Origin of the sequence: Streptomyces sp. DH12 (genome assembly GCF_020873895.1) — a bacterium.
In the GTDB taxonomy this organism is placed as follows: domain Bacteria; phylum Actinomycetota; class Actinomycetes; order Streptomycetales; family Streptomycetaceae; genus Streptomyces.
On the sequence record NZ_JAHWGT010000033.1, the window covers coordinates 56,380 to 81,594 of the forward strand.

23 protein-coding genes are annotated in these 25,215 nt (G+C 76.6%); 12 read left to right on the forward strand and 11 right to left on the reverse strand.

What is annotated here, in order from left to right; genetic code table 11:
- Positions 1-77 precede the first annotated feature (77 nt).
- Positions 78-1,100 (reverse strand): DUF3533 domain-containing protein, encoded by a 1,023-nt coding sequence (locus LPA54_RS25875; protein WP_228981957.1) that lies wholly within the window; start codon positions 1,098-1,100, stop codon positions 78-80.
- A 191-nt stretch (positions 1,101-1,291) separates the two neighbouring features.
- Between LPA54_RS25875 and LPA54_RS25880 the strand changes: the two genes are divergently transcribed.
- The 3 genes from LPA54_RS25880 (at position 1,292) to LPA54_RS25890 (ending at position 7,009) form a co-directional block, all read left to right on the forward strand.
- The gene (locus LPA54_RS25880; protein ID WP_228981959.1) at positions 1,292-4,822 is read left to right on the forward strand and encodes a DNA polymerase III subunit alpha; all 3,531 of its coding nucleotides are present in this window, start codon (positions 1,292-1,294) and stop codon (positions 4,820-4,822) included.
- Positions 4,819-5,787 (forward strand): hypothetical protein, encoded by a 969-nt coding sequence (locus tag LPA54_RS25885; RefSeq protein WP_228981961.1) that lies wholly within the window; start codon positions 4,819-4,821, stop codon positions 5,785-5,787. The genes LPA54_RS25880 and LPA54_RS25885 overlap by 4 nt, the downstream gene beginning before the upstream one ends.
- A 334-nt stretch (positions 5,788-6,121) precedes the next feature.
- Positions 6,122-7,009 carry a triacylglycerol lipase gene (locus tag LPA54_RS25890; RefSeq protein ID WP_228981963.1) on the forward strand — a complete coding sequence of 296 codons (888 nt, stop codon included), beginning with the start codon at positions 6,122-6,124 and terminating at the stop codon, positions 7,007-7,009.
- A gap of 98 nt (positions 7,010-7,107) precedes the next feature.
- On the opposite strand, the gene LPA54_RS25895 is transcribed toward LPA54_RS25890, so the two are convergent.
- Together LPA54_RS25895 and LPA54_RS25900 are read right to left on the reverse strand one after the other, a co-directional pair.
- On the reverse strand, positions 7,108-8,130 hold the full coding sequence (locus LPA54_RS25895; RefSeq protein WP_228981965.1) for a lytic polysaccharide monooxygenase: 1,023 nt from the start codon (positions 8,128-8,130) through the stop codon (positions 7,108-7,110).
- Positions 8,131-8,467: 337 nt separating this feature from the next.
- Positions 8,468-9,157, reverse strand: coding sequence for a response regulator (locus tag LPA54_RS25900; protein WP_228981967.1), 690 nt, complete (start codon positions 9,155-9,157; stop codon positions 8,468-8,470).
- A 125-nt stretch (positions 9,158-9,282) separates the two neighbouring features.
- On the opposite strand from LPA54_RS25900, the gene LPA54_RS25905 reads away from it, so the two are divergent.
- From LPA54_RS25905 to LPA54_RS25920, 4 genes are all read left to right on the forward strand, one after another.
- Positions 9,283-10,266, forward strand: a complete 984-nt coding sequence (locus LPA54_RS25905; protein ID WP_228981970.1) for a tripartite tricarboxylate transporter substrate binding protein — start codon at positions 9,283-9,285, stop codon at positions 10,264-10,266.
- 116 nt (positions 10,267-10,382) lie between these two features.
- Entirely contained in the window at positions 10,383-10,865 is a 483-nt protein-coding gene (locus tag LPA54_RS25910) for a tripartite tricarboxylate transporter TctB family protein (RefSeq protein WP_228982005.1), read from the forward strand.
- Entirely contained in the window at positions 10,865-12,361 is a 1,497-nt protein-coding gene (locus LPA54_RS25915) for a tripartite tricarboxylate transporter permease (RefSeq protein WP_228981971.1), read from the forward strand. The genes LPA54_RS25910 and LPA54_RS25915 overlap by 1 nt, the downstream gene beginning before the upstream one ends.
- Positions 12,358-12,804, forward strand: coding sequence for an N-acetyltransferase (locus LPA54_RS25920; RefSeq protein ID WP_058943449.1), 447 nt, complete (start codon positions 12,358-12,360; stop codon positions 12,802-12,804). The genes LPA54_RS25915 and LPA54_RS25920 overlap by 4 nt, the downstream gene beginning before the upstream one ends.
- Here LPA54_RS25920 and LPA54_RS25925 read toward each other — a convergent pair.
- Positions 12,783-13,256 carry a DUF402 domain-containing protein gene (locus LPA54_RS25925; RefSeq protein WP_228981972.1) on the reverse strand — a complete coding sequence of 158 codons (474 nt, stop codon included), beginning with the start codon at positions 13,254-13,256 and terminating at the stop codon, positions 12,783-12,785. The genes LPA54_RS25920 and LPA54_RS25925 overlap by 22 nt on opposite strands.
- Positions 13,237-14,160: a GNAT family N-acetyltransferase gene (locus LPA54_RS25930; RefSeq protein ID WP_228981974.1), complete on the reverse strand. Its 924-nt coding sequence runs from the start codon at positions 14,158-14,160 to the stop codon at positions 13,237-13,239. Before LPA54_RS25930 ends, LPA54_RS25925 begins: the two co-directional genes overlap by 20 nt.
- A 130-nt stretch (positions 14,161-14,290) precedes the next feature.
- On the opposite strand from LPA54_RS25930, the gene LPA54_RS25935 reads away from it, so the two are divergent.
- Complete coding sequence (locus tag LPA54_RS25935; RefSeq protein ID WP_228981976.1) at positions 14,291-14,665, forward strand: GntR family transcriptional regulator; 375 nt, start codon at positions 14,291-14,293, stop codon at positions 14,663-14,665.
- Positions 14,666-14,701: 36 nt separating this feature from the next.
- Here the strand turns inward: LPA54_RS25935 and LPA54_RS25940 are convergent, their stop codons facing one another.
- A complete protein-coding gene (locus LPA54_RS25940; RefSeq protein WP_306806541.1) occupies positions 14,702-15,802 on the reverse strand; it encodes a DUF5925 domain-containing protein in 1,101 nt (366 codons plus the stop codon).
- A gap of 272 nt (positions 15,803-16,074) precedes the next feature.
- On the opposite strand from LPA54_RS25940, the gene LPA54_RS25945 reads away from it, so the two are divergent.
- Positions 16,075-16,884, forward strand: coding sequence for an SGNH/GDSL hydrolase family protein (locus tag LPA54_RS25945; RefSeq protein WP_228981980.1), 810 nt, complete (start codon positions 16,075-16,077; stop codon positions 16,882-16,884).
- A gap of 134 nt (positions 16,885-17,018) precedes the next feature.
- Here the strand turns inward: LPA54_RS25945 and LPA54_RS25950 are convergent, their stop codons facing one another.
- Positions 17,019-18,167 (reverse strand): serine/threonine-protein kinase, encoded by a 1,149-nt coding sequence (locus LPA54_RS25950; protein WP_228981982.1) that lies wholly within the window; start codon positions 18,165-18,167, stop codon positions 17,019-17,021.
- Positions 18,168-18,364: 197 nt separating this feature from the next.
- Between LPA54_RS25950 and LPA54_RS25955 the strand changes: the two genes are divergently transcribed.
- Positions 18,365-18,628, forward strand: a complete 264-nt coding sequence (locus tag LPA54_RS25955; RefSeq protein WP_228981983.1) for a hypothetical protein — start codon at positions 18,365-18,367, stop codon at positions 18,626-18,628.
- Positions 18,629-18,755: 127 nt separating this feature from the next.
- Here LPA54_RS25955 and LPA54_RS25960 read toward each other — a convergent pair whose 3' ends face one another.
- The 4 genes from LPA54_RS25960 to hmgA form a co-directional block, all read right to left on the reverse strand.
- Positions 18,756-19,970, reverse strand: a complete 1,215-nt coding sequence (locus LPA54_RS25960; protein WP_228981984.1) for a CaiB/BaiF CoA-transferase family protein — start codon at positions 19,968-19,970, stop codon at positions 18,756-18,758.
- Positions 19,971-20,097: 127 nt separating this feature from the next.
- On the reverse strand, positions 20,098-21,297 hold the full coding sequence (locus LPA54_RS25965) for a type ISP restriction/modification enzyme (RefSeq protein ID WP_228981986.1): 1,200 nt from the start codon (positions 21,295-21,297) through the stop codon (positions 20,098-20,100).
- Between the two features lie 109 nt (positions 21,298-21,406).
- Positions 21,407-22,156 (reverse strand): GntR family transcriptional regulator, encoded by a 750-nt coding sequence (locus LPA54_RS25970; RefSeq protein ID WP_228981987.1) that lies wholly within the window; start codon positions 22,154-22,156, stop codon positions 21,407-21,409.
- Between the two features lie 46 nt (positions 22,157-22,202).
- Positions 22,203-23,582: a homogentisate 1,2-dioxygenase gene (hmgA, locus tag LPA54_RS25975; protein ID WP_228981989.1), complete on the reverse strand. Its 1,380-nt coding sequence runs from the start codon at positions 23,580-23,582 to the stop codon at positions 22,203-22,205.
- A gap of 238 nt (positions 23,583-23,820) precedes the next feature.
- Here hmgA and LPA54_RS25980 point away from each other — a divergent pair, with 238 nt between their 5' ends.
- Positions 23,821-24,426, forward strand: a complete 606-nt coding sequence (locus LPA54_RS25980) for a hypothetical protein (RefSeq protein ID WP_228981991.1) — start codon at positions 23,821-23,823, stop codon at positions 24,424-24,426.
- A complete protein-coding gene (locus LPA54_RS25985; protein ID WP_228981993.1) occupies positions 24,413-25,186 on the forward strand; it encodes a class F sortase in 774 nt (257 codons plus the stop codon). Before LPA54_RS25980 ends, LPA54_RS25985 begins: the two co-directional genes overlap by 14 nt.
- Positions 25,187-25,215: the final 29 nt, after the last annotated feature.

The following is a 25,215-nucleotide window of genomic DNA, read 5'->3' on the forward strand; positions in this document are numbered from 1 at the left end:
CAGGAAGCGGGGAAGCCCCCCGGCCCGGTCTCCGGGCCGGGGGGCTCGTGCGTGCGGCCCGGCGGGGCCGCCCCGGGTCAGGTGCCGACCGGCTCGTCCGGGGTGTCGGCGTCGCGGCGCAGCGACGAGACGACGAGGGTGACCACCGTGCCGAGGACCGCCCAGATCGACAGGACCTGGAGGGCGCCGGAGACGGCGTTGCCCTGGAAGTACGCGACGGACCGCGCGGCCCAGGTGCCCGCGCCCGGGGGCAGGGCGGGTCCGATGGCCCGCCAGAAGTCGGGGAGCATGGGACTCGGGAAGGCGCCGCCCGCACTGGGGTTGCCGGCGATGACGATCAGCAGGACGGCCAGTCCGATGCCGACGATGCCGGTGAGCGCCTGGAGGGCGAGGGTGATCGCGCCGACGGCGAAGACGACCAGCGCGCCCAGCCCCCACAGGGCGGCGACGCTGCCGGGCAGCGCGCCGAGGACCGGGCCGACGATGATCGCGCCGCCCAGGCCGCCGAGGATCGCGGAGAGCGCCAGCACGGCGAGCCGGATGACCGCGCGGAGGGTGTTGGCCGGCCGGGAGCCCGCGCTGATCGCCAGGATCGACGCGAGCAGGTAGCCGCCCACGCACCACCCCACGACGAGGTAGAACGCGGAGAGGCCGTCGAAGTCGTCGGGGGAGGCCGGGGCGACGTCCACCGTCCGGACGGTGCGCTGCTGGGGCCGCTCGACCTCGGTGGCGATCCGCTCCAGGGCGCTGGCGAGGACCGTGCCGCCGCCGGAGGCGACGAGCAGGGTGTCGGTGCGGCCCGCCGGGTCGACGACGAGCGCCCCGTCGATCTCCCGCTCCCGGATCTGCCGCCGGGCCTCGGCCTCGTCGGGGAGCACCCGCGGGTCGAGCGGGCCGCCGGGCAGCGTGCCCAGGCGGTCGGCCGTCCGCTCGGCGGCGGCGCCCGGCGCGACCACCCCGAAGGGGACGTCCGAGGGCTTCGGATCGTGCAGGGCGCCCACGTAGGAGGCGATGAACAGCAGCTGCAGCGCGAGCACGCCGACGACCAGCAGGGCGGCCCTGGGGGTGACGGCGCTGCGCACCTCGGAGGCGAACGTCATGTGGCCCACGCTCCGCCGTGGCCGGTGTTCCCGCAGGTGGGGCGGGGCTGAATGGCTGAGGGGCGGTCCTTCTCCGGCCGCCCGGGGGAGGAGGGCGGATCCCGCGCGAACGGAGTCGTACATTCGTTCGAACGTGGTTTATGGTGGTGCTCAGGGGGGTGGTGAGGTCCGGAACGATCCAGGAGGTGCGGATGCCGCGGTTCACGCACCTGCACACCGTCTCCGGCTTCTCCCTGCGGTACGGGGCCTCCCACCCGGAGCGGCTGGCCGCCCGCGCCGCCGAGCGCGGCATGGACGCCGTCGCCCTCACCGACCGCGACACCGTCGCCGGGGCCGTGCGGTTCGCCCGGGCCTGCGCCGACGAGGGTGTGCGCCCGCTCTTCGGCGTGGACCTCGCCCTCGCCGAGCGCCCCGTCCCCGGGTCGGCCACCGAACGGCGCCGCACCCCCGTGCGCGGGGGCGCCTTCGTCGACGAGTCCGCGCCCCGCGCCCTCTTCCTGGCGCGCTCCCGGCGCGGCTGGGCCGCCCTGTGCCGGCTGGTCACCGCCGCCCACGCGGCGGCCGGCGGCCCGGCGGCCCGGGCGACCGGCGCCCCGGTACTGCTGCCCTGGGCCGACAACCACGGCGACGACCTGACCGTCCTGCTCGGACCCGACTCCGACGTCGGCCGGGCCCTCTCCGCGGGCCGCCCCGACCGGGCCGCCCGGCTCCTCGGCCCCTGGCGCGAGGCGTACGGCGACGCCCTGCGCCTGGAGGTCGTGCACCACGGCCGCCCCGGCACCGGCCCCGGCTCGCTCCGGCAGGCCGCCCGCACCCTGGGGCTCGCCGCCGAGCAGGGCGTGCGGCCCGTGCTCAGCAACGCCGTGCGGTACGCCGACCCGGGGCAGGGCCCCGTCGCCGACGTCCTCGACGCCGCGCGCCGACTCGTCCCCGTCGACCCGCGCAGGGGCCTGGACGGCGGTGAGCGCTGGCTCAAGGACCCCGCCGCCATGGCCGCCGTCGCCGAACGCGTCGCCGAGGCCGCCGGGCTGCGCCGCGACACGGCGCACCGGCTGCTCGTCCTGACCGAGGAGACGGCGCAGGAGTGCGTGGTCGACCCGGAGGAGGACCTCGGCATCGGCACCGTCCACTTCCCCGAACCCCGCCTGGTCGGCGCCGCCCACCGCACCGCGGACCGGGTGCTGCGCTCCCGCTGCGCCGCCGGCATGGTGCTGCGCGGCCACGACCGGAAGCGGGAGTACTGGGCCCGCCTCGACGACGAGCTGCGCACCGTCGAACGGCTCGGCTTCGCCACGTACTTCCTCACCGTCGCCCAGGTCGTCGACGACGTGCGGGACATGGGCATCCGGGTCGCCGCGCGCGGCTCCGGCGCCGGGTCCCTCGTCAACCACCTGCTCGGCATCGCCCACGCCGACCCGATCGAGCAGGACCTGCTGATGGAGCGGTTCCTGTCGACGCGGCGGCCCGCGCTGCCCGACATCGACGTCGACGTGGAGTCCGCCCGCCGACTGGAGGTCTACCGGGCGATCCTCGACCGCTTCGGCCCCGAGCGGGTCGCCGCCGTCGCCATGCCCGAGACCTACCGCGTCCGCCACGCCGTGCGCGACGTCGGCGCCGCCCTGTCCATGGACCCGGCCGACATCGACCGGATCGCCAAGTCCTTCCCGCACATCCGCGCCCGCGACGCCCGCGCCGCCCTGGACGAACTGCCCGAGCTGCGCCGGCTGGCCGGCGAACGGGACCGGTACGGGCGGCTGTGGGAGCTGGTCGAGGCGCTGGACGCGCTGCCGCGCGGCGTCGCCATGCACCCGTGCGGGGTGCTGCTCTCCGACGCCTCGCTGCTCTCCCGCACCCCGGTGGTGCCGACCAGCGGCGAGGGCTTCCCGATGTCGCAGTTCGACAAGGACGACGTGGAGGAGCTCGGCCTGCTCAAGCTCGACGTGCTCGGCGTGCGGATGCAGTCGGCGATGGCGCACGCGGTCGCCGAGATCGCCCGCACCACCGGCGAGGAGGTGGACCTCGACGACCCGGAGCAGGTGAGGCCGGGCGACCCCGCGACGTACCGGCTCATCCGGTCCGCCGAGACGCTCGGCTGCTTCCAGATCGAGTCGCCGGGCCAGCGCGACCTGATCGGCCGGCTCCAGCCCGCGACCTTCCACGACCTGGTCGTCGACATCTCGCTGTTCCGGCCGGGACCGGTCGCGGCCGACATGGTCCGCCCCTTCATCGAGGCCCGGCACGGCAGGGCCCCGGTGCGCTACCCGCACCCCGACCTGGCGGAGGCGCTGGAGGAGACGTACGGGGTGGTCGTCTTCCACGAGCAGATCATCAAGATCCTCGACATCATGACCGGCTGCGGCCTGGACGAGGCGGACGCGGTGCGCCGCGGCCTCTCCGACCCCGAGTCGCAGGCCCGCATCAGGGTCTGGTTCGAGCGCAGGGCCAAGGAGCGCGGGTACGGGGCGGACGTCGTCACGCGCACCTGGGGGATCGTCGAGGCGTTCGGCAGCTACGGCTTCTGCAAGGCGCACGCGGTGGCCTTCGCCGTGCCGACCTACCAGTCGGCGTGGCTCAAGGCCCACCACCCGGCGGCCTTCTACGCCGGGCTGCTCACCCACGACCCGGGGATGTACCCCAAGCGGCTGCTGCTGGCCGACGCGCGGCGGCAGGGGGTGCCGGTCCTGCCGCTGGACGTGAACGCGTCCGGCGTCGCCCACCGTATCGAACTGGTGTCCGGTTCGGGGGCGGGGCGCGTGTCCGGTACGTCCGGCGCGCCCGGTACATGGGGGGTGCGGCTCGCGCTGCTCGACGTCCACGGCATCAGCGAGGCGGAGGCCGCGCGCATCGAGGCCGGCCGGCCGTACGCCTCCCTGCTCGACTTCTGGGAGCGCGCCCGGCCCAGCCGCCCCGTCGCCGAACGGCTCGCGCAGGTCGGCGGGCTCGACGCGTTCGGCGCCAACCGCCGCGACCTGCTGCTGCACCTCGCCGAGCTCCACCGCGCCCAGCGGGGCGGCGGCTCGTACGGCGAACAGCTCCCGCTCGCCGGCGGCCGCAGGTCCGCCCCCGTCGGGCTGCCCGACCTGACCGACGCCGAACGGCTCAGCGCCGAGCTGGGCGTCCTCTCCATGGACGCCTCCCGCAACCTGATGACCGACCACCGGACCTTCCTGGAGGAGCTCGGCGTCGTCACCGCCCAGCGGCTGCACACCGTCCCGCACGGCCGGACCGTCCTGGTCGCCGGCGCCAAGGCGGCCACCCAGACCCCGCCCATCCGCTCCGGCAAGCGGGTGGTCTTCACCACCCTCGACGACGGCACCGGCCTGGTCGACCTCGCCTTCTTCGACGACAGCCACGAGCGGTGCGCCCACACGGTCTTCCACTCCTGGCTGCTGCTCGTCCGCGGCACCGTCCAGCGCCGCGGCCCGCGCAGCTTCAGCGTGGTCGGCTCGGCCGCCTGGAACCTCGCCGAACTCGTCGAACTGCGCCGCGAGGGCGGCCTGGACGCGGTCGCCGCCCGCCTGGCCGAGCCGCCCGCCGGCGCCCCGGACCCGTCCGGCCCCGCCGGCCCCGACCCGTCCACCGCCCCGGCCGGCACCGGCCGCCGGATCACGATGGCCAACGGCTACGTGATGAACCCATGGGCCGACCTGCGCCCCGCGGGCGAGGGCGTGGCGGCGCCCGGCCGCAAGCTGTGGCACCAGAGCCAGGGGAGCGCGGGATGACCGGGACGGTCCTGTGCGTACGGTTCGCTCTCGCGCCGGCGGACGAGGCGCTGCTGCCCGAACTCCTCGCCCTGCTCGGCGGGTTCACCCCCCTCGTCCAGGCCGAACCGCCCGACGCCGCCCTCGCCGACCTGGGCGGCGCCGTACGGTACTTCGGCCGCGGCCCCGCCGAGCTCGCCGCCGTCATCCGGGTCCGGGCTCTCGCCCTGTACGGCGTGGAGTGCGCCATCGGCGCCGGTCCCGGCCCCCGCACCGCCCGCACGGCCGCGCGCCGGGCCGCGCCCGGCACCACCCTGGTCGTCGACGACCCGGCCGCCTTCCTGCGCGACCTGCCCGCGGCCGCCCTGGACGGGGTCGGCCCGGCGACCGCCCGCACCCTGCGCTCGTACGGGCTCGACACGGCCGGCCGGGTGGCCGCCGCCCCGCTCGCCGTGGTCCAGCGGATCGTCGGCGCGCGGGCGGGGCGCGAACTGTGGGAGCGGGCACGGGGCGTCGACCGCACCCGGGTCGTCCCGAACGCCGCGGCCCGCTCCGCCGCCGCCGAACGCTCCTTCCCGCACGACGAGCTCGACCGCGACCGGCAGCGCAGGGCCCTGCTCTCCGCCGCCCAGGAGCTGGGCGCCCGGATGCGGGCCGAGGGCCGGGTGTGCCGCGCGCTCACCCTCACCGTGCGGTACGCCGACCGCTCCACCACCACCCGCGAACGCACCCTGCGCGAGCCGACCGCGCACTCCGCGGAGCTCACCTCCGTCGCGTACGCCCTCCACGACGGGCTGGCCCTCCAGCGGGCCAGGGTGCGCGGCGTCACCCTGCGCGCCGAGGGCCTCGCCCCCGCGGAACGGGCCGCGCACCAGCTCTCCCTGGACCCGGCCGACGACAAGGCCCGGCGGCTGGAGGCCGTGGCGGACCGCGCGAGGGCCCGGTTCGGCCCCGACGCGATCATCCCCGGCTCGCTCGCGGCCTAGCGTCCCGCCGACCGACCGACCGACCGACCGACCGACCGACGATCGGCTGACCCCGACCGTCCGACCCCGACCGGCCCCGACCGACCGACTGACCCCGACCGGCTGACCGGGCGGCCGAGCGGCCGGGCGGCCGGGCGGCCGGGCGGCCGGGCTCCCTTACCGGGCGGCGGCGGAGTCCGGGCAAGTTTTACCGACACGCAACTTCCCTCCTGCCGCTACCCGTACGTAACTTGACCTCGGCGCGGCCCCCACGCCGCGCCATCCCCGCCAGTGGTCCGGGCCGCCGGGGCGTACCGCCGCCGCCCTTCCCCTCCAGCCGCCAGGAGACCACCCGATGCTGCCCCCGCACGCCCCCGCCCGCCTGCGCCGCGCGCTCAGAGCCCTGACCGCGGCCCTCCTCCTCACCGCCGCCGCCGTCCTCGCCCCGGCCGGCGCGGCCCAGGCCGCCGCCCCCGCCGCCACCGACAGGGGCTGGAACGACTACGCCTGCGAGCCCTCCACCGCCCACCCGCGCCCCGTCGTCCTCGTCCACGGGACGTTAGGCAACTCCGTCGACAACTGGCTCGGCCTCGCCCCCTACCTGGTGCGGCGCGGCTACTGCGTCTTCTCCCTCGACTACGGGCAGCTGCCCGGCGTCCCCTTCTTCCACGGCCTCGGCCCCGTCGCCGAGTCCGCCGAGCAGCTCGACGCCTTCGTCGACCGCGTCCTCGACGCGACGGGCGCGCCCGAGGTCGACCTGGTCGGCCACTCCCAGGGCGGCATGATGCCCCGTCACTACCTGAAGTTCCTCGGCGGCGCCGCCGAGGTGAACGCCCTGGTCGGCCTCGCCCCCGACAACCACGGCACCACCCTGCTCGGCCTCACCGCGCTCCTGCCGTACTTCCCGGGCGCCGCCGACCTGCTGAACGAGAAGACCCCCGCCCTCGCCGACCAGATCGCCGGCTCCCCCTTCCTGCGGCGGCTCAACGAGGGCGGCGACACCGTCCCCGGGGTCCGCTACACCGTCATCGCCACCCGGTACGACCAGGTCGTCACCCCGTACCGCTCGCAGTTCCTCGACGGGCCCGGCGTCCGCAACGTCCTCCTCCAGGACCTCTGCCCCGTCGACCTCTCCGAGCACCTGGCGATAGCGCTGGTCGACCGGGTCGCGTTCCACGAGGTCGCCAACGCGCTCGACCCCGCCCGCGCGACCCCCACCACCTGCGCGTCGGTCCTCGGCTGACGGAGTCGACGGCCCCCGTCGACGGCTCCGGCTGGCGGACGGGCGAGGGCCCCGGCCCGGCATGCGCCGGGACGGGGCCCTCGCCGTCGCCGCGGGTGTCAGGCGGAGCGGCGCCGGGCCGCCCGCAGCAGCAGCACCGCACCCGCGCCCAGCGCCACGGCGCCGCCGGCGGCCAGGTACACGGCCGTACCGTCCCCGCCGGTGGTGGCGAGGTGCGGCCCGCCGGCCGCGCCCGGTGCGGCGGCGGCCGGGGAGGCGGTGGCGACCGGTACGGGGGAGGCCTCCGCCTGCCCGGCCGGGCGCGTGCCGCCGTCCGGCGCCGGCGTCGGGTGCGTGCCGCCGTGGCCGTCCCCTCCGGCGTGCCCGTGGCCGCCGTCGCCGTGCCCACCGTCTCCGCCGTGCCCGCCGTGGCTGACGGTCGACCGGGCCGCGTCGTCCGCGATCCGCCGCTCGCTCGGCGCCGACGCGGTGGGGCCGGTCGGCACGCCGCCGCCGAACACCACGTCGGAGCACGTGTAGAACGCCTCCGGGGAGTCGGAGCGCTGCCAGACCGAGTACACCAGGTGGCGGCCGGACCGGGCCGGGACCGTCCCGTCGAAGACGTACGAACCGTCCACCAGCTTCGGGTCGGTGACCTTCACGAACGGTTCGGCCTCCAGGTCCGCCCACGTCAGGGGCTTGGCCGCGTCGTAGCCCTCCTTGGTGAGGTACAGCGCGATGGAGCCGCGGTGCGGGGCCGTCGCCCGGTAGCGGAACGTGTGCTTCCCGGCGGCCATCGGGCTGGCCGGCCAGTCGGCGCGCGCCAGGTCCAGGCCCCGGTACTTGTCCCGCCCGGCGCCGCACAGCCGCCCGTCGGGGACGATCTCGCGGTGCCGGCCGGCCGCGTCGGGGATGTTGACCTCGTTCCAGTCGTAGAACGGCTGCGTCCCGCCCGCGGCGACCGCGGCCGCGCAGGCGGCCGAGTCCGGGCTCTCCGGGCCCTCGGCGTGGCAGGCCGAGACCCGGCTGACCGGGTCCGTCATCGACCCGTGGGCGGCGGCGGGTGCGGCCGTCACCCCGGACAGGCCCAGCGGCACCGCGGTCAGGGTGAGGACGGCGGCTGCGGTACGCGGGGAACTCACGGGAACGGCTCTCCTTCGACGGAACGGGTACGGGAACGGGGCACGCGCCCCGGGCACGGCGGGCGCCGCGGGCGCGCGGACGGGGGCCCCGGAGGACGGTCCGGGGCGACCGGTGGACGGGACGGGCGGCGGCGCGGCCCCCCGGCAGCGCCGACGGCCGTGAACCAGCCACCGACGCGCAGCACGCTAACTCCTGCGGAGCGGTGAAACGCCTGATCAGTGCGGTGGAGGGCGATCCTTAAGGCGCACTTGAGGTGGCGTTGAGAAGACCCTCAGGAAGATCGCCCGCACGGGCCGGCCCGCCCGCGGGGGAGACGCCGGTCGTGTGGCGCCCGGCTCAGCCCACGGGGCGGTACCGGCGCTCCGGGCGGCCCGTGCCGCCGTAGCGGAGGGCCACCTCGGCGCGCCCCGTCTCCGCGAAGTACTCCAGGTAGCGGCGGGCGCTCACCCGGGACAGGGAGCCCGCCTCCGCGCACTCCGACGCGGACAGCCCGGCCGGGTGCGCGCGCAGGACGCGCTCCACCAGGTCCGCCGTGTGCGCGGCCAGCCCCTTCGGCAGCTCCCGGGCGGCCCGCGGACGAGTGCCGAAGATCCGGTCGACGTCCTCCTGGCGCGCCTCGTCCAGCGCCGCGAGGCGGGTGCGGACCGACGCGGCGTGCAGCAGCTGCTCGCGCAGCGCCGCCTGGCTGAACGGTTTGATCAGGTAGTGCAGCGCGCCCGCCCGCAGCGCCGAGCGGACCGTGGCCGCGTCCCGGGCCGCCGTGATGAACAGCGCGTCGGCGTGGGCGGAGCCGCGCCCCGCGCGCTCCTCCTCCGCCCGTACCGCCCGCAGCACCTCGATGCCGTCCATGTCGGGCAGGTACACGTCCAGCAGCAGCAGGTCGGGGCGCAGCTCCCGGGCGGCGCGCAGCGCGTCGGCGCCGCTGTGCGCCACCCCGGCGACCTCGAAGCCGTCCACCGCGGACACATAGCGGCCGTGCAGCTTGGCGACCATGAAGTCGTCGTCCACCACCAGCACCCTCGTCACGGGGAGAACGCTAGGCCGCGACCACAAGGACCACAACGTCCGTTGGTTGCGGAACGGAGACATCTCGTTCACGCGTGGGCAACATGTGGCGCACCCCCCGCATCCCGGAACGAAAGGCGGCACCCGTGCGACTGCGCACTCCCCTCGCCCTGCTCGGGGCGGCGCTGCTGGTGCTCGTGGGGCCGCCGCTGCTCGAACCCGGCAGCGGCCCCGACACCGGCACCCACATCCCCGGCCTGCGCCTCATGGTCCCCAACACCCCCGGCGGCGGCTACGACATCACCGCGCGCACCGCGGCCAGGAACGCCGAGGACGCCGGGCTGACCGGTGACGTCGAGGTCTTCAACCTGCCCGGAGCCGGCGGCACCGTCGGCCTCGCCCACCTCGTCGGCGAACACGGCAACGGCCGGATCGCCATGTCGATGGGGCTGGGCGTGGTCGGGGCCGTCCACACCAACAAGGCCCCCAGAGGACTGGCCGACACCACGCCCATCGCCCGGCTCACCGAGGAGCAGGACATCGTCGTGGTGTCCAAGGACTCCCCGTACCGGACGCTCGGCGACCTCCTGGCCGCCTGGCGGGCGAACCCCGGCAAGCTGCCCGTCGGCGGCGGCTCGTCGCCCGGCGGGCCCGACCACCTCGCGCCGATGCTCATGGCGCAGGCGGCCGGCATCGCCCCCCGCTCCGTCAACTACGTGCCCTTCGACGGCGGCGGCGAGCTCCTCGCGTCGATCCTCGGCGACAAGGTCGCCTTCGGCGTCTCCGGCGTCGGCGAGTACCTCGACCAGATCCGGGCGGGCGAGCTGCGCGTCCTCGCCGTCACCGGCGCGAAGCGGGTCCCCGGCCTCGACGCCCCCACCCTGCGCGAGTCCGGCCTCGACACCGAGTTCACCAACTGGCGCGGCATCGTCGCGCCGCCCGGACTGACCGACGCCGAACGAGACCGGCTCGTCGCCCTCGTCACCGCCCTGCACGCCTCGCCCCAGTGGCGCCGGTCGCTGGAGGAGAACGGCTGGACGGACGCGTTCCTCGCCGGGGACGCCTTCGGCACGTTCCTGGACCGGCAGGACGAGCGCGTCGCCGACGTACTGAAGGAGCTCGGACTGTGAGCACCCCCTCCCCGCAGGACCCCTCCAACGCGCAGGGCCCTTCCACCTCTTCCGCCCCACAGGGAGCCCCCGTCCCGGCGCCGGGCGCCCCCGCCGCGCGGAGCCGCCGCGCCTGGCTGCGCGACCACTCCGAGCTGGGCGTCGGCGTCCTGCTGCTCCTCCTCGGCGTCCTCGTCCTCACCGACGCCCTCACCATGAGCGTCGACCTCGCCCAGCGCGGCCCCGTCGGCCCCCGCACCGTGCCCCTCGTCGTGGGGACCGGGCTGGTGCTGGTGGCCGTCCTCCTCACCGTCGACGTGCTGCGCGGCGGGCGCGGCGAGGCCGAGGGCGGCGAGGACGTCGACCTGTCCGAACCCGGCGACGCGCGCACGGTGCTGCTGCTCGTCGGCGTGTTCCTCGGCAACGCCGTCCTCATCGAGCCGCTCGGCTTCCCGATCTCCGGCGCGCTCCTCTTCTGGGGCTCCGCGTACGCCCTCGGCAGCCGCCGCACCGACCGCGACCCGCTCGTCGCGGCCGTGCTCTCCCTCGTCACCTACGTCGTCTTCGACCACCTGCTCGGCGTCCCGCTCCCCGGCGGCCCCCTCATGGGAGTGATCTGATGGATTCCCTGAACTCCCTCGTCGACGGCTTCGGCACCGCCCTCACCCCCCTCAACCTGCTGTGGGCGGCGGTCGGGGTCCTCCTCGGCACCGCCATCGGCGTCCTGCCCGGCATCGGCCCCGCCATGGCCGTCGCCCTGCTCCTGCCCGTCACCTACGGCCTGGAGCCGACCGGCGCGTTCATCATGTTCGCCGGCATCTACTACGGCGCCATGTTCGGCGGCTCCACCACGTCGATCCTGCTGAACACCCCCGGCGAGAGCGCCGCCGTGGTCGCCGCCATCGAGGGCAACCCCATGGCGAAGTCCGGCCGCGGCGCCCAGGCCCTCGCCGCCGCGGCCGGCGGCCACTTCGCCGGCGGCATGATCGGCACGATCCTGCTGGTCGCCCTCGCCCCGGTCGTCGCCGCGCTCGCCGTCGACATCGGCGCACCCGACTACTTCGCGATCATGGTGCTGGCCTTCATCGCCGTCACCTCCGTCCTCGGCTCCTCCCGCGTCCGCGGCCTGGCCTCGCTCCTGGTCGGCCTCAGCATCGGCCTCGTCGGCCTGGACCGGATGACCGGCCGGCCCCGGCTCACCTTCGGCTCCCTCCAACTCGCCGACGGCATCGACGTCGTCATCGTGGCGGTCGGCCTCTTCGCCATCGGCGAGGCCCTCTGGGTCGCCGCCCACCTGCGCCGCGGCACCACCGAGGCCCTCCCCGTCGGCCGGCCCTGGCTCGCCCGCTCCGACCTGCGCCGCACCTGGAAGCCGTGGCTGCGCGGGCCCCTCATCGGCTTCCCGTTCGGCGCCATACCCGCCGGCGGCGCCGAGATCCCCACCTTCCTGTCGTACGTCACCGAGAAGCGGCTCTCCCGCCACCGCGACGAGTTCGGCCGCGGCGCCATCGAGGGCGTCGCCGGACCGGAGTCCGCCGCCTCCGCGTCGGCCGCCGGCACCCTGGTCTCGATGCTGACGCTCGGCCTGCCCACCACCGCCGTCGCCGCCGTCATGCTCGCGGCGTTCCAGCAGTACGGCATCCAGCCCGGCCCGCTGCTCTTCGAGCGCGAACCGCAGCTGGTGTGGGGGCTGATCGCCTCCCTCTTCGTCGGCATGGTGCTGCTGCTGGCGCTCAACCTGCCGCTGGCCCCGCTGTGGGCGAGGCTCCTGCGCATCCCCCGCCCTTACCTGTACGCGGGCATCCTCTTCTTCGCCTCCGTCGGCGCGTACGCGGTCGGCGGGGAGGCCCTCGACCTGGTGGTGCTCCTCGTCATCGGCCTCATCGGCTTCGGCATGCGGCGCTACGGCCTGCCGGTGCTGCCCGCCGTCATCGGCGTCATCCTCGGCCCGGCCGCCGAACAGCAGCTGCGCCGCGCGCTCCAGATCAGCGACGGCAGTCTCATGGGCCTCGTCGACACGCCGTTCTCCGTCACCGTCTACTGCGTCGTCGCGCTGCTGCTGACCTGGCCCCTGATCGGCAGGGCGCTCGCCCGGCGCCGTAACCTGACGCCGTGACCGACGCCGTTCGCCCCGCCGACCCCACCGACGTCCCCGCCGTACGGGACGTCACCGATGCCGCCTACCGCCACTACATCGCCCGGATCGGTGTCGTCCCGGCGCCGATGGAGGCGGACCACGCGGCGGACGTGGCGGCGGGGCGGGTGTTCGTCACCGGCGCACCGGTGCGGGGGCTGGTCGTCGTGCGGACCGAACCCGACCACCTGTACCTCGACAGCGTCGCCGTCCACCCCGACGCCCGGGGCACGGGCCTCGGCCGCCGCCTCCTCGCCTTCGTGGAGGACCGTGCCCGCGCCCTGGGCCGCCCCGAGGTGCGGCTGCTGACGAACGCCATGATGTGGGAGAACCAGGCGATGTACGAGCGGTACGGCTACGAGGTCGTGGAGCGCCGTGTCGACGGCCCCTACGACCGCGTCCACTACCGCAAGGCGCTGCCCTGACGGGCCAGGGCCTCCAGGGCGTCCAGGGCCTGCACCGCGCGGGCCGCGGCGGCGGGGTCGCGGTCGGCGAGGCCGCTCGCGGCGAACTCGTCCTCGTCCAGCCGCAGCACCCGCGTCCGGTCCGCCGACACCCACAGGTCCAGGTCCAGGTCCTCGACGACCACCTCGGCGGCGCCCACCACGGCGGGCCGGGTGATGTCGCAGTACCAGCCCTTCAGGGTGCCGTCGGCGGCGCGGACCTCCTTGACGGAGTACCACCGGTCCCGACCGTAGTGCTCCGTGAAGACGTCGCCCGGCTCGAACCGCACGAACCCGAAGTCCCGCACGGCCCCGCCCGCCCACGCGGCCCGCACCGTCAGCAGCGTGCCGTCGTCGGAGACGACCTCGGCCGGGTAGCGGATCTTCGTGCGGCCCGCCTTGACGAGCACGACGTCAACCCAGCGTGCGGACATGTCCGACCTCCGTGGCGCAGACGCGGTAGCCGAGCCGCCGGTTGACGGCGAGCATCGGGGCGTTGGTGGAATCGTTGCTGGTGTACGCCGACCGGAAGCCGGCGGCGCGCGCCCGGCGCAGCGAGTCGGCCTTGGCGAGCGTGGCGAGGCCGCGGCCCCGGTGGGCGCGGCGCGTACCGGTCATCCCGGAGGCGTAGCGGGTGGCGCCGTCGGTGTGGGCGGCGGTGAACGCCGCGACCTCCCCGTCCACGAGCACCACCGTGCTGAGCCGCTGGTCGAGCAGCGGGTCCCCCCAGGTGTCGCGGAGCCAGTCGGCGTAGTCGTCCCACTCCACCGGTACATCCGTCGGTTCGTCCGCCACCACCTCGGCGTCCGCCTCGAACAGCGGGCGCGGATCGGCCGCGAGGTCCGCCGCCGTCCGCAGCTCGACCCCCGGCGGGAGGGCGGCGACCGGGTCCGGCAGGGCGGCCGCGGCCAGGTCCAGCCGCTGGTGGCGCATGGTGCGGGCGGGCCGGTAGCCCCGCCTCTCCGCGAACGCCCGGCACGCCGGGCGGTCCGCCACCCACCCGTGCACGGCCCTCGCCCCGACGGCGGCCAGGTGCTTCTCGACGGCCCGCAGCAGCAGTCCCCCCACCCCGCGTCCGCGGTGGTACGGGTGGACCGCCGCGGACGCGTGCCCCTGTCCGGGCACCGGGCTCCCGTAGGTGATGCCGGCGGCCGCCCAGCCCACGGCCTCGCCGTCCCGCTCGGCCACCAGGAGGCGGTGGCGGCGGGCGGGCGGCGACGCCGCCACGTCGAACAGCACCGAGGCGGGGGTCACCACCACGTACGGCGCGCACGACCGGCGCACCCGCGTGACCCCGGGCGCGTCCTCGGGACGGAACTCACGCACGATCACGTTCATGCACGGGACGCTACGCGCGCCCCCGCCCGCGCCGCCTCCCCATTTCCCGCGTGTGGGGGAGGGGGCCGGGCGCGCGGGCAGGGGCCGGCCATGTGGGGAGGGGGCCGCCGCGTGGGGGAGAATCAGACCCGTGACGCTGAAGCTCGTCCTCGACCAGGACACGGCCACCCCGCCGTACGAACAACTCCGCGCCCAGATCGCCGAGCAGGCCAGGACCGGCCGGCTCGCGGTCGGCTCGAAGCTGCCGACCGTGCGCGGCCTCGCCCAGGAGCTGGGCCTGGCGGCGAACACCGTCGCCAAGGCGTACCGCGTGCTGGAGGCCGACGGGGTGATCGAGACCCGGGGCCGCGCCGGCACGTTCGTCGCCGCCGCGGGCGACGCGGCCGAGCGCCACGCCGCGACGGCGGCCGCCGCCTACGTCCGGGAGGCCCGGCGGCTGGGGCTGTCGCGCGCCGAGGCGCAGGCGGCGGTGGCGCAGGCCCTGCGCGCCGGCTACGGCGCCTGACCCCCCGGCCCGCCGCCCCGGCGCGGGCCCGCGCCGCTACAGGTACAACCCCGCCTCGCGGGAGCGCGGTTCCGGCAGGGCCGTGGGGGAGGTGCCGCGGCGCAGGGCGTACAGCTCCGCGAGGGTCGCGCCCTCCCGGCCGACGCCCTCCTCGGTTCCCAGCCACCCCACGGCCTCGGCCCGGGTCAGCGGTCCGACCTCGATCCGGGCCAGGCACCGCCCGGGCCGGACCACGGCGGGGTGCAGCCGCTCCAGGTCCTCGTTGGTGGTGACGCCGACCAGGACGTTGCGCCCCTGCCCCAGCAGCCCGTCCGTGAGGTTCAGCAGCCGCGACAGGGCCTGGCCCGCGGTGTGCTTGGCCTCGCCGCGGATCAACTCGTCGCAGTCCTCCAGCAGCAGCAGCCGCCAGCGGCCCCGGCCCGTGCCGTCGTCCTCGCCGATCGCGATGTCCATGAGGTAGCCGGTGTCGCCGAAGAGCCGCTCCGGGTCGAGGACGCAGTCCACCTGGCACCAGTCCTGCCAGGACCGGGCGAGCGTGCGCAGGGCGGAGGTCTTGCCCGTGCCCGGCGGGCCGTGCAGGAGCAGCAGCCGCCCGCTGACGTCGTCGGGCGTGACCTTCATCAGCCGGTCCAGCGCGTCCGCCACCGGGGCGGTGTAGTTGGGCCGCACCTCGTCCCAGGCGCCCGCGGCGATCTGCCGCGTCGTGCGGTGCGGGCCGCGCCGGGGCGACAGGTACCAGAAGCCCATGGTGACGTCGTCCGGGCGCGGTTCGGGCTCGTCCTGGGCGTCGCGCGTGGCGTCCGCGAGGACCCGCTCGGCGAGCGCGTCGTCGACCGCGGTGACCGTCACGTCGGCGCCGCGGCTCCAACGCGAGACCAGCAGCGTCCACCCCTCGCCCTCGGCGAGGACGGCGCTGCGGTCGTCGGCGCGGGCCGAGCGCAGCACCGTGGCGCCCGAAGGCAGCAGCGAGGCCCCGGACCTGACGCGGTCGAGGCTGCGGCTGCGCGAGTGCGGCTGCTCTCCCGTCGCGAACCGGCCGAGGAACAGGGCGTCCACGACGTCGGACGGGGAGTCGCTGTCGTCGACGGTGAGCCGGATCGGCAGGGCGTCCTGAGGGTTGGCTGACATGCCGCCCATGATCCGACACCGCCGCGCCCGCCGCACCGCCTTTCCGGCCCGCCGCCCGCCGCACCGCCCCCGCACCGCCCGCCCCGCCGCCCGCCCCACCGCTCCCGGCCCGCCGCCCCTCCGGCGCGTGGTGCGCCGCGAGGGTGTACGGCGCCCGCCCGCGCGGTGACGCGCGCCTCCCCGCACGGGTGAACTCCCCGGCGATTCCCGCACTTTGTATTGGCATGTACGCGGCATGCTGCTACCAAAGTCGAGGCAGAGATGCTGCTAAAGGGGGTTGCATGAAAACGTCCCGCTCCGCCGCCCTGGCGTCCTCACTCATCCTCGGCGCGGCCCTGACCCTCGCGGGGGCGGGGACCGCGCAGGCCGACTCCTCGGCCGCCGCCGTGGACTACGTTGCCCTCGGCGACTCCTACTCCTCCGGTGTCGGGGCCGGCGCGTACGACGCCGCCAGCGGCTCCTGCAAGCGCACCCCGCGGGCCTACCCCGCCCTCTGGGCGGCCGCGAATTCACCCTCGTCGTTCGCCTTCACCGCTTGCTCGGGCGCTCGTACGGGTGATGTGACGGCCGGTCAGCTCGGGCCGCTCAACGGCGGGACGGACCTCGTCTCCCTCACGGTGGGCGGCAACGACGCCGGCTTCGCCGACGTGATGACCACCTGCGTGCTGCAGTCCGAGGCCAACTGCCTCGCCCGCGTCAACGAGGCGAAGCGCTTCGTCGACACCACCCTGCCCGGCCGCCTCGACTCCGTGTACTCCGCCATCCGGAGCAAGGCGCCCTCGGCCCGCGTCGTCGTCCTCGGCTACCCCCGCTTCTACAAGCTCGGCGGGTCCTGCGTGGCCGGGCTCACCGAGAACGAGCGCCGTGCCATCAACGGCGCCGCCGACCACCTCAACACGGCCACCGCGAAACGCGCGGCCGACCACGGCTTCGCCTTCGGCGACGTCGTGCCGAACTTCACCGGCCACGAGATCTGCTCCGGCGCCCCGTGGCTGCACAGCGTCAACTGGGTGAACGTCGGCGAGTCGTACCACCCGACGGCGGGCGGCCAGTCGGGTGGCTACCTGCCCGCCTTCCGCAACGTCGCCTGACCGACCACGCGCGCGGGCCGGGCCCGGACCACCGCGTCCGGACCCGGTCCGCGCGCCCGACCGCGCCGCCCGCCCGACCGGCGCCCCTCCGCGCGGCCGGCCGGACGGGTCGTGATCCGCCCGAGCCGCCGCGCCTACCGCAGGGCGGCGTACACCAGCCCGGCCACGACCAGGCCGACCACGGCCGCCACCAGCCCCACCGCGCCCGCGACCGCCGCGGCCCGCCGCCCCGACGCCGCCGCGCCGCCACCGGCCGGCCCGTCCGCAACCCCGCCCGCCGCCGTCCCGACCGCGCCCCCGCCGTCCTCCGCGCCGTCCCCGTCGGGCCGCCGTACACCCCCGGCCCCCGCCGCCCCGTGCCGCCCGGCCGGGTCCCCCGGCGCCGGTACGGTACGGGCTTCGCCGCCCGCCTCCACCGCGGACAGGAGCCTCGCGGCCTCCTCGGCCGAGGGGCGCGCCTCCGGGTCCGGGCGCAGCAGCGCCCCGAGCACCGGGGCGAGAGCGCCCGCCCCGCGCGGCAGCGGCGGCCCGCCCCCCGCGTCCAGCGCGCCCCCCGCGCCCCGCCCCCCCCCCGCGTCCAGCGCGCCCTCCGCGCCCCCCGCGGCCTCCTCGCCGGCGCCGGGGGCGGGCCCACCGGCGACCGCCGGCGGACGCCCCGCCACCGCCGCGTACAGCAGCGCCCCGAGCGACCACAGGTCACCCGCGGGCGTGGCGGGTCGCCCCGGCCCGCACTCGGGCGCCCGGTACCCCTCCTCGCCCGCCGGACCGGCCGCGGCCGTCCCGAAGTCCGTCAGGGCCACCCGGCCGTCGTTGCCGAGCAGCACCGCCCCCGGGGCCACCGCGCCGTGCGGCACGCCCGCCGCGTGCGCCGCGCGCAGCGCCCCGAGCACCCGCGCGCCGACGAGCGCCGCCCGCCGCGGCGGCAGCGGCCCCTCGGCCTCCAGCGTCTCGGCCAGCGTCAGCCCCCGCACCAGCTCCGTCACGATCCAGGGCCGGCCGTCCCACACCACCACGTCCAGCACGGCGACCACGCACGGGTGCGCGACCCGGGCCGCCTGCCGCGCCTGCCGCTCCACGCGCTCCGACAGCCGCCGCCCGTCCGCACCTTGCCGCCCGTCCGCGCCGCCGCCCCCGAGCGGCAGGCGCACCTCGCGCACGGCGACATCGCGGCCCCGCGCCTCGTCACGGGCCCGCCACACCGTGCCGGCGCCGTCCTCGCGCAGCGCGTCGGTCACCCGGAACCGCCCGGCCACCAGCCTTGCCCCGTAGGCTTCTTGACTCACGGCGGGCCTCCTCGCACCTCGTCGTCGGACACCAGGAGGCTGTCCAACTCACCGTGGAACCAGACATATTCGGAGAGTAACTGTCAACCCCCGTATCGGAGCGGCGAATCCCCGTACCGGGATACACGACTGCGAGGTGGGGACGATAGGGTTAACGTTGGCCCGGGCCGGGTGCCCTTGTACGGGTGGGGAGTGTCATGAATCAGATAACAGTGCGCAGCAGGCCACGCGTGCCTGCCATCACCTGCGGGAGCAGCGCGACGAGTTCGCGCCTCGACCGCCACCTCGCGGTTCTGGGGGGCCCGGCCATCCCGCAGCGCGAGGCCGCCGAGGCCACGTCGCTCATGCGCGAGCTGACGACGCGTGATGTCGCCCACAGTAACCGCAGCCGGAGCGCCCGCGTGTCGCTCTTCGCGCCGCTGCGCCGCCTGCGCCGCTCCCTCTTCGGCAACCACGGCTGAGACGGGCGGGGGACGGGCGCCGGCCTCCGCCCGTCGGGCACCGCGGCGGGAGGCCCCGACCCGGCAGCTCCACCCCGGGGCCGCCCCCGCCCGCCCGGCCCGACCCCGGCCCGTGTTCACCGCGGCGTCACGCGACGACGCCGTCCCGGCGCAGCCGCGCGCACTCCCGCGCGTCCAACCCGAGTTCCCCCAGTACGGCGTCCGTGTGCTCGCCCAGCGCGGGCACCGCCCCCATCAGCGGCTCCGGTCCGCCCGGCAGGGTGATCGGCGGCAGCAGCGCCCGCAGCGGCCCCACCGCCGAGCCGACCTCCCGCCACCGGTCCCGCGCCGCGAGCTGCGGGTGCGCCACCACGTCGGCCACCGTGTTGAGCCGCGCGCACGCGATGCCCGCCGCCTCCAGCCGCTCCACCGCCTCCGCCGAGTCCAGCCCGGCCAGCGCCCCGCCCACCGCGGCGTCGGTCCGCTCCCGGTTCGCCACCCGCGCCCCGTTGGTCGCGAACGCCGGGTCGTCGCCCAGCTCCGGGCGGCCCAGCACCTCGCACGCCAGCCGGCGCCACTCCCGGTCGTTCTGCACCGACAGCAGCACCTGCCCGCCGTCCGCCGTCGGATAGGCGTCGTACGGGGCGATGACGGCGTGCGCCACCCCGGTGCGCGCCGGGGGCTCGCCCCCGTGCATCCCGTGGTGCAGCGGATGGCCCATCCACTCGGCCAGGGACTCCAGCATCGAGATCTCCACCGGCCCGCCGAGCCCCGTCGTGGCCCGCCGCAGCAGCGCCGCCAGCACCCCCGAGAACGCGTACATCCCCGCCGCGATGTCGGCCGCCGGGACGCCCGCCTTCACCGGCTGCTCCGGCGTGCCCGTCACCGACACGAGCCCCGCCTCGCACTGCACGAGCATGTCGTACGCCCGCTTGTGCGCGTACGGGCCGCCCGCCCCGTACCCGGAGACGTCGACGGCCACCAGGCGCGGGTGGGCCGCGCAGAGCGTCGCCGCGTCGAGTCCCAGGCGCGCGGCCGCTCCCTGGGCGAGGTTCTGCACGAACACATCGGCCCCCGCCACGAGCCGGCGCACGAGGGCGATGCCGCGCGGGTCCTTCAGATCGACGGCGAGGGACTCCTTGCCGCGGTTGCACCACACGAAGTGGGAGGCGAGCCCGCGCGCGGCCGTGTCGTAGCCGCGCGCGAAGTCGCCGCCGTCCGGCCGCTCGACCTTGATGACCCGGGCGCCGAGGTCGGCGAGCTGGCGGGTGGCGAACGGCGCCGACACCGCCTGCTCCACGGCGACGACCGTGACGCCGTCCAGCGGCAGGGGGAGCGGCCGGGGCCGCGGGTGGGTGCTCATGACAGCCGTGCCTACCGTGTACCGGCCACCTTTGTCACCCCTCCGGGCGGGCGGGCGCCTGCCCCGAAGGCGCCGGCAGGGCCTCCGGCCGCGCACCGGGGCGGCCGCCGACCGCCCGGCGGGGCGGCTACAGCAGGGCGAGCTGGCCCTCCGGGCCCTCCTCCGCGCGGTCCAGCACCGAGGCCGGGCGGCGGGCCGCGCCCGGGACGGGCAGGACGCCGGCCGCGCGGAGGTCGGCGCGGGTCACCCGCTCCACGCCGGACAGCTCCGGACGCTCCGCCTCCAGCTGGGCCTGGAGGGCCAGCACGGTGATCAGCTCCAGCAGCTCCGAGGTCCACTCCGCGGGCCACGCGGCGGGGCCGACCGCCTCCAGCGTGCCGGGCTCGACGGGGGCGGTGCGGCGCTCGAACCACGCCTCCAGCACCCGCACCCCGCCCGCCCGGTACTCCCACGCGCCGGCCGGCACGGGCGCGATGCGGCCCCCGTCGCCGACGAGCAGCGCCTCGGCCTCCGCGTCGTACGCCAGGCCCCGCGGCCGCGCCGGCAGCGCGGCCCGCACGTACGGGCGCCGCCCGCCCGGCAGTCGGGGGCGCTCTCCGCCGCGGGCGCCGCGCAGCTGCACCTGCGCCATCCGGCGGCCCAGGGCCACGCCCGCCGCCCACACGGCCGGGTCGGCGGGCAGCGGGACGGCGCACCCGGCGGGGGAGGGGCGGGCGGCGGCCAGCGCCCAGGCCGGCAGCTCCTCCGCGGGCACCTCGCGGCCGTGGCGCGCCCCCAGCAGCTCCAGCAGGCCCGGCGTGACGTTGGGCTCGCGCCCGCCGGGGCGCCGGTACAGCGGCCGGATGCGGCCCGGGCGGCCCGCCGGCGAGCGGCCGTCCGGCAGCACGGCCGTCACCAGCAGGGCCGGGCCCGGCGCCTGCGGCACGTACCCCTGCTCGACGGTGAACAACTGCCGCCCGTCGGCCACCCGCCACAGCTCCGGACGGGCCTCGTCGAGCAGCCGGTGGTCCGGCAGCAGCCACTGCTCGTCGAACGGCCCGTGCGCGAGCCGCACCGGCTCCGGGCACGGGCCGGCCTCCCGCGCGAACCGGGCCGTCCCCGTCCGCTGCCCCGGCAGCGCGGCGACCGCGCTCGTGAGCGTCCGCGCCCGCGTGGGCCGGAACAGGGTCTCCCGCTCGGCGCCGCCGGCCCGGACCAGCGCGTCCCAGCGGGCCCGCAGCGTCCGCGCGTCCGGGGCGACGACCCACGGGCGGCCCAGTCGCAGCGGCGCCACCGACCAGGGCATCAGGTCGTCGAGCAGGGGCACGTCATCGGTCACGGCCCGCATGCTAATGACCGCGCCCGGTCGCCACCACCACGTCCGCGACCCGGCGCCCCGGACCGCGTCCGCGCCCGGCCGCCCCGATCGGGGCCCGCGCCGGCCGCCGCGGCCGGGCTCAGTCCGCCTCCACCGTGACCGTGAAGGAGAACCGGTCGCCCCGGTAGCGGATCCGCGCCACGTCCACCACCCGGCCGTCCTCGTCGTACGTCACGCCCGTGTAGTGCAGGATCGGCGACAGCAGCGGCACCTGGAGCAGCTCGGCCGTCTCCGGGTCGGCGAGCCGCGCCTCGACCGTGTCCGTGATCCGGCTGATCCGCACCCCCACCGCGTCCCGCAGCACCTTCGTCATCGGCCACCGCTCCAGGTCGGCCACGCCGATCGCCGCCGCGACCTCCGGGCGGACCGCGTTCTCCGCCCAGTTCGTCGGCTCGCCGGTCTCCGCGTCCCGCCGCAGCCGCCGGTAGGCGACGACCTCCGGCAGGTCGGGGAAGTGCTCGGCCAGCTCGCCGGGGACCGGCCGCGGGCCGTGCCCGAGCACCGTCGTCCGCTCGCCGGACTGCTGCGCGACGATGGCGTCGATCGAGCCGAGCAGCCGGCGCGGGGCGCTGCGCCGGGCGCCCGGCTCGATGAAGGTGCCGCGCCGCCGGTGGCGGCTGATCAGCCCCTCCTCCTCCAGCTCCTTGAGCGCCTGCCGCATGGTCAGCACGCTCACCCCGTAGTGCGCCGCCAGCTGCTCCTCGGTGGGCAGCCGCAGCGACGCGTCGGGGGAGCGCCCCAGTATCGAGGCGCGCAGGGACTGGGACACCTGGTACCACAGCGGCAGCTTGCGGTTGAGGACCAGGGAGTCGGGGGCGAAGGCGGACACGGCATCTCCGGGGGGCTGGGTGCGGTGTACGACCCACGGTGACGTACTACGCGCGGAAGTGGCGCTCCAGACCCTGCCACACGTCGTCGTAGCCCCGCTGCAGGTGGTCGGCTCCGGCCGCCTGGGCGGTGGTCGTCAGCGGCCAGCGCGTCTCGAACATGAAAGCCAGGCCGTCGTCGATCCTCTGCGGCGCCAGCTCGGCGGCGCTGGCGCGGTCGAAGGTCTCCCGGTCCGGGCCGTGCGCCGACATCATCGAGTGCAGCGAGCCGCCGCCCGGCACGAAGCCCTCCGCCTTGGCGTCGTACGCGCCCTCGATCAGGCCCATGTACTCGCTCATGACGTTGCGGTGGAAGTACGGCGGGCGGAAGGTGTCCTCGCCGACCAGCCAGCGCGGCGCGAAGACGACGAAGTCCACCCCGGCCAGGCCGGGGGTGTCGGACGGCGAAGTGAGGACGGTGAAGATCGACGGGTCCGGGTGGTCGTAGGAGATCGTCCCGATGACGTTGAAGGTGCGCAGGTCGTAGACGTACGGGACGTGGTTGCCGTGCCAGGCGACGACGTCGAGCGGGGAGTGGTCGTACGTCGCGGCCCAGAGGTTGCCGCAGTACTTGTTGACCACCTCCACCTCGCCCTCGACGTCCTCGTACGCGGCGACCGGGGCGCGGAAGTCGCGCGGGTTCGCCAGGCCGTTGGCGCCGATCGGGCCGAGGTCGGGCAGCTGGAAGGGCCGGCCGTAGTTCTCGCAGACGTACCCGCGGGCCGTGTCGTCGAGCAGCTCGACGCGGAAGCGGACGCCGCGCGGGACGAGCGCGACCTCGCCCGGGCGGGCGGCCAGGACGCCGAACTCGGTGCGCAGCAGCAGACCGCCGCGCTCGGGCACGATCAGCAGCTCGCCGTCGGCGTCGCTGAAGACCCGCTCCATGGAGGTGTCGGCGTGGTAGAGGTGCACGGCCACGCCGGTGCGCCGGGTCACGTCGCCGTTGCCGCCGAGGGTCCACAGGCCCGCCAGCCAGTCCGTGCCGGGCGCCGGCGCGGGCAGCGGGTTCCAGCGCAGCCGGTTGGGGTCGGGGACGGTCTCGGTGAAGGGCGCCGAGCGCAGCGTGCCGTTGTCCACGCGGGTGAACGCCGGGTGCGCGGCGGACGGGCGGATCCGGTACAGCCACGACCGCCTGTTGTGCGCCCGCGGCTCGGTGAAGGCGCTGCCGCTCAGCTGCTCCGCGTACAGCCCGAGGGGGGCGCGCTGCGGGGAGTTGCGGCCGTGCGGCAGGGCGCCGGGGACCGCCTCCGACTGGTGCTCGTTGCCGAAGCCCGAGAGGTACTCCAGGCCCGCGGCCGTCCCGCGGGCCCGTTCGCGCGCGGACCGGTCTCCCCGGTCCGCCTGCTCGCCCGTCCGTCCGTCCGCCTGTACGGCGCCGCCCATGGTCATCGCCCGCTCCTGCCGTTCAAGGATTCCTCTGTATGACCGTAGGATTCCTGGTGCCCCGCCGTCAACGGGGCGCGGGGGGCCGTGCGGCGCGGGGGGCCGCGCGGCCCCCGTCCGGCGGCTGCGCCGACCGGGCGAACCGGCGCGGCGCGCCGCCCGGCAAGTCCGATCTGTCCGAGAGGTAACGGATATTCAGATTATCGGCTGATCCGTACGACACATCCTCACGGAGGAACCCCTCATGACCGCAGCCCGACCACTCCTGCGCACCGCCGTCGCCGGACTCGTCCTCGCCGGCGCCGCCCTCGGCGGCGCGCCCGCCGCCGTGGCCGCACCCGGGGACAACGGCGACGTCAAGATCCACAGCAGCAGCACCTCCCCGCTCGACCAGCGCAACGAGCCCAAGGTGTGCAGCTTCTACCTCGCCGCGTTCAACTTCGACGGGCTCCAGCAGGTCAGCTACACCATCACGCCGCAGCCGATGAAGACCGGCGACCCCAGCGTCCAGGGGGCGATCACCCTCTCCCCGACGGGCACCGGCCACACCGACGAGCTCTCGCTGCCCGACGGCATGTACAAGCTCACCTGGACCTTCACGGGCGCCACCGGCGCCGGCAAGACGAAGGTCTTCGGCGTCGACTGCCCCGACGGCACGAGCGGCACGAGCGGCACCAGCGAGGAGGTGACCCCCAGCGGCGCCGTCGGCGCGGGCGGCGGCGGCATGGCGGAGACCCCGTCGGACGACGGCTCGTCGTTCGGCGTCGCGGCGGCGCTCGCGGCCGGTCTGGCGGGCAGCGCCGGACTGATCCTCGTCCGTCGTCGCCGTCGCGCCGATGGCGCCGCGTAGGCCCGGCCACACACGGTTCACCCGCCGGCAGCGGCGCCTGCTCCGCCTCGCCAGGACGGCGACGGCGGCTGCGACGCTGGTCGCCGGCGGGGCCTGGTGGGCCCAGGACGAGGCGCCGCCGTCCGGGCCCCTCCGGCCCGTGGCGGCCCAGCGCCAGCAACCCGCCGCCCCGGCCACGCCGGCACCCGGGGCGGCCGCCGGGGCCGCCGGCGGGCGGGCCGTCCGCCCGGCACCCGCGCCCACCCCGAAACCGCCGCCGCCGACACCGCCGCCCGCCCCCCTCGGCCCGTCGCCCGCCGCCCGGCTCGCCATCCCGGCCATCACCATCGAGGCCCCCGTCATCGGCCTCGGCCTGGACGAGACCGGCCGGCTGCGCTCCCCGCCGGTCGACGACCCCCGGCTCGTCGGCTGGTACGACGGCGGTCCCACGCCCGGTGAGAAGGGCACGGCCGTCGCCGTCGGCCACCGCGACACCCGCACCGGGGCCGCCGTCTTCCTCGACATCCACTCGCTGAAGCGCGGCAACACCGTCCGGGTCACCCGGCTGGACGGGCGGACGGCCGTCTTCACGGTCGACCGCGTGCGGACGTACACGAAGGACAAGTTCCCCGACAAGGAGGTCTACGGGCCCACCGGCCGCCCCGAGCTGCGCCTGCTCACCTGCGGCGGGGCCTTCGACCCGAAGAAGGGGTACGACGCCAACGTCGTCGTCTTCGCCCACCTCGCCGAGGTCCTCCCGGCGGGCGTCGACCAGGCGTGAACCGGCGGGCCCGCGCCTCCCCGAGGGGG

What these genes read in the sequence shown, in the direction of transcription:
- LPA54_RS25955 (WP_228981983.1), top strand. Translation starts at nt 18,365, where the DNA reads ATGAATCAGATAACAGTGCGCAGCAGGCCACGCGTGCCTGCCATCACC.
- LPA54_RS25890 (WP_228981963.1), top strand. Translation starts at nt 6,122, where the DNA reads ATGCTGCCCCCGCACGCCCCCGCCCGCCTGCGCCGCGCGCTCAGAGCC.
- LPA54_RS25925 (WP_228981972.1), bottom strand. Translation starts at nt 13,256, where the DNA reads ATGTCCGCACGCTGGGTTGACGTCGTGCTCGTCAAGGCGGGCCGCACG.
- LPA54_RS25880 (WP_228981959.1), top strand. Translation starts at nt 1,292, where the DNA reads ATGCCGCGGTTCACGCACCTGCACACCGTCTCCGGCTTCTCCCTGCGG.
- LPA54_RS25930 (WP_228981974.1), bottom strand. Translation starts at nt 14,160, where the DNA reads ATGAACGTGATCGTGCGTGAGTTCCGTCCCGAGGACGCGCCCGGGGTC.
- LPA54_RS25965 (WP_228981986.1), bottom strand. Translation starts at nt 21,297, where the DNA reads ATGCGGGCCGTGACCGATGACGTGCCCCTGCTCGACGACCTGATGCCC.
- LPA54_RS25940 (WP_306806541.1), bottom strand. Translation starts at nt 15,802, where the DNA reads ATGGGCGGCATGTCAGCCAACCCTCAGGACGCCCTGCCGATCCGGCTC.
- LPA54_RS25915 (WP_228981971.1), top strand. Translation starts at nt 10,865, where the DNA reads ATGGATTCCCTGAACTCCCTCGTCGACGGCTTCGGCACCGCCCTCACC.
- LPA54_RS25960 (WP_228981984.1), bottom strand. Translation starts at nt 19,970, where the DNA reads ATGAGCACCCACCCGCGGCCCCGGCCGCTCCCCCTGCCGCTGGACGGC.
- LPA54_RS25945 (WP_228981980.1), top strand. Translation starts at nt 16,075, where the DNA reads ATGAAAACGTCCCGCTCCGCCGCCCTGGCGTCCTCACTCATCCTCGGC.
- LPA54_RS25985 (WP_228981993.1), top strand. Translation starts at nt 24,413, where the DNA reads ATGGCGCCGCGTAGGCCCGGCCACACACGGTTCACCCGCCGGCAGCGG.
- LPA54_RS25980 (WP_228981991.1), top strand. Translation starts at nt 23,821, where the DNA reads ATGACCGCAGCCCGACCACTCCTGCGCACCGCCGTCGCCGGACTCGTC.
- LPA54_RS25875 (WP_228981957.1), bottom strand. Translation starts at nt 1,100, where the DNA reads ATGACGTTCGCCTCCGAGGTGCGCAGCGCCGTCACCCCCAGGGCCGCC.
- LPA54_RS25885 (WP_228981961.1), top strand. Translation starts at nt 4,819, where the DNA reads ATGACCGGGACGGTCCTGTGCGTACGGTTCGCTCTCGCGCCGGCGGAC.
- hmgA (WP_228981989.1), bottom strand. Translation starts at nt 23,582, where the DNA reads ATGACCATGGGCGGCGCCGTACAGGCGGACGGACGGACGGGCGAGCAG.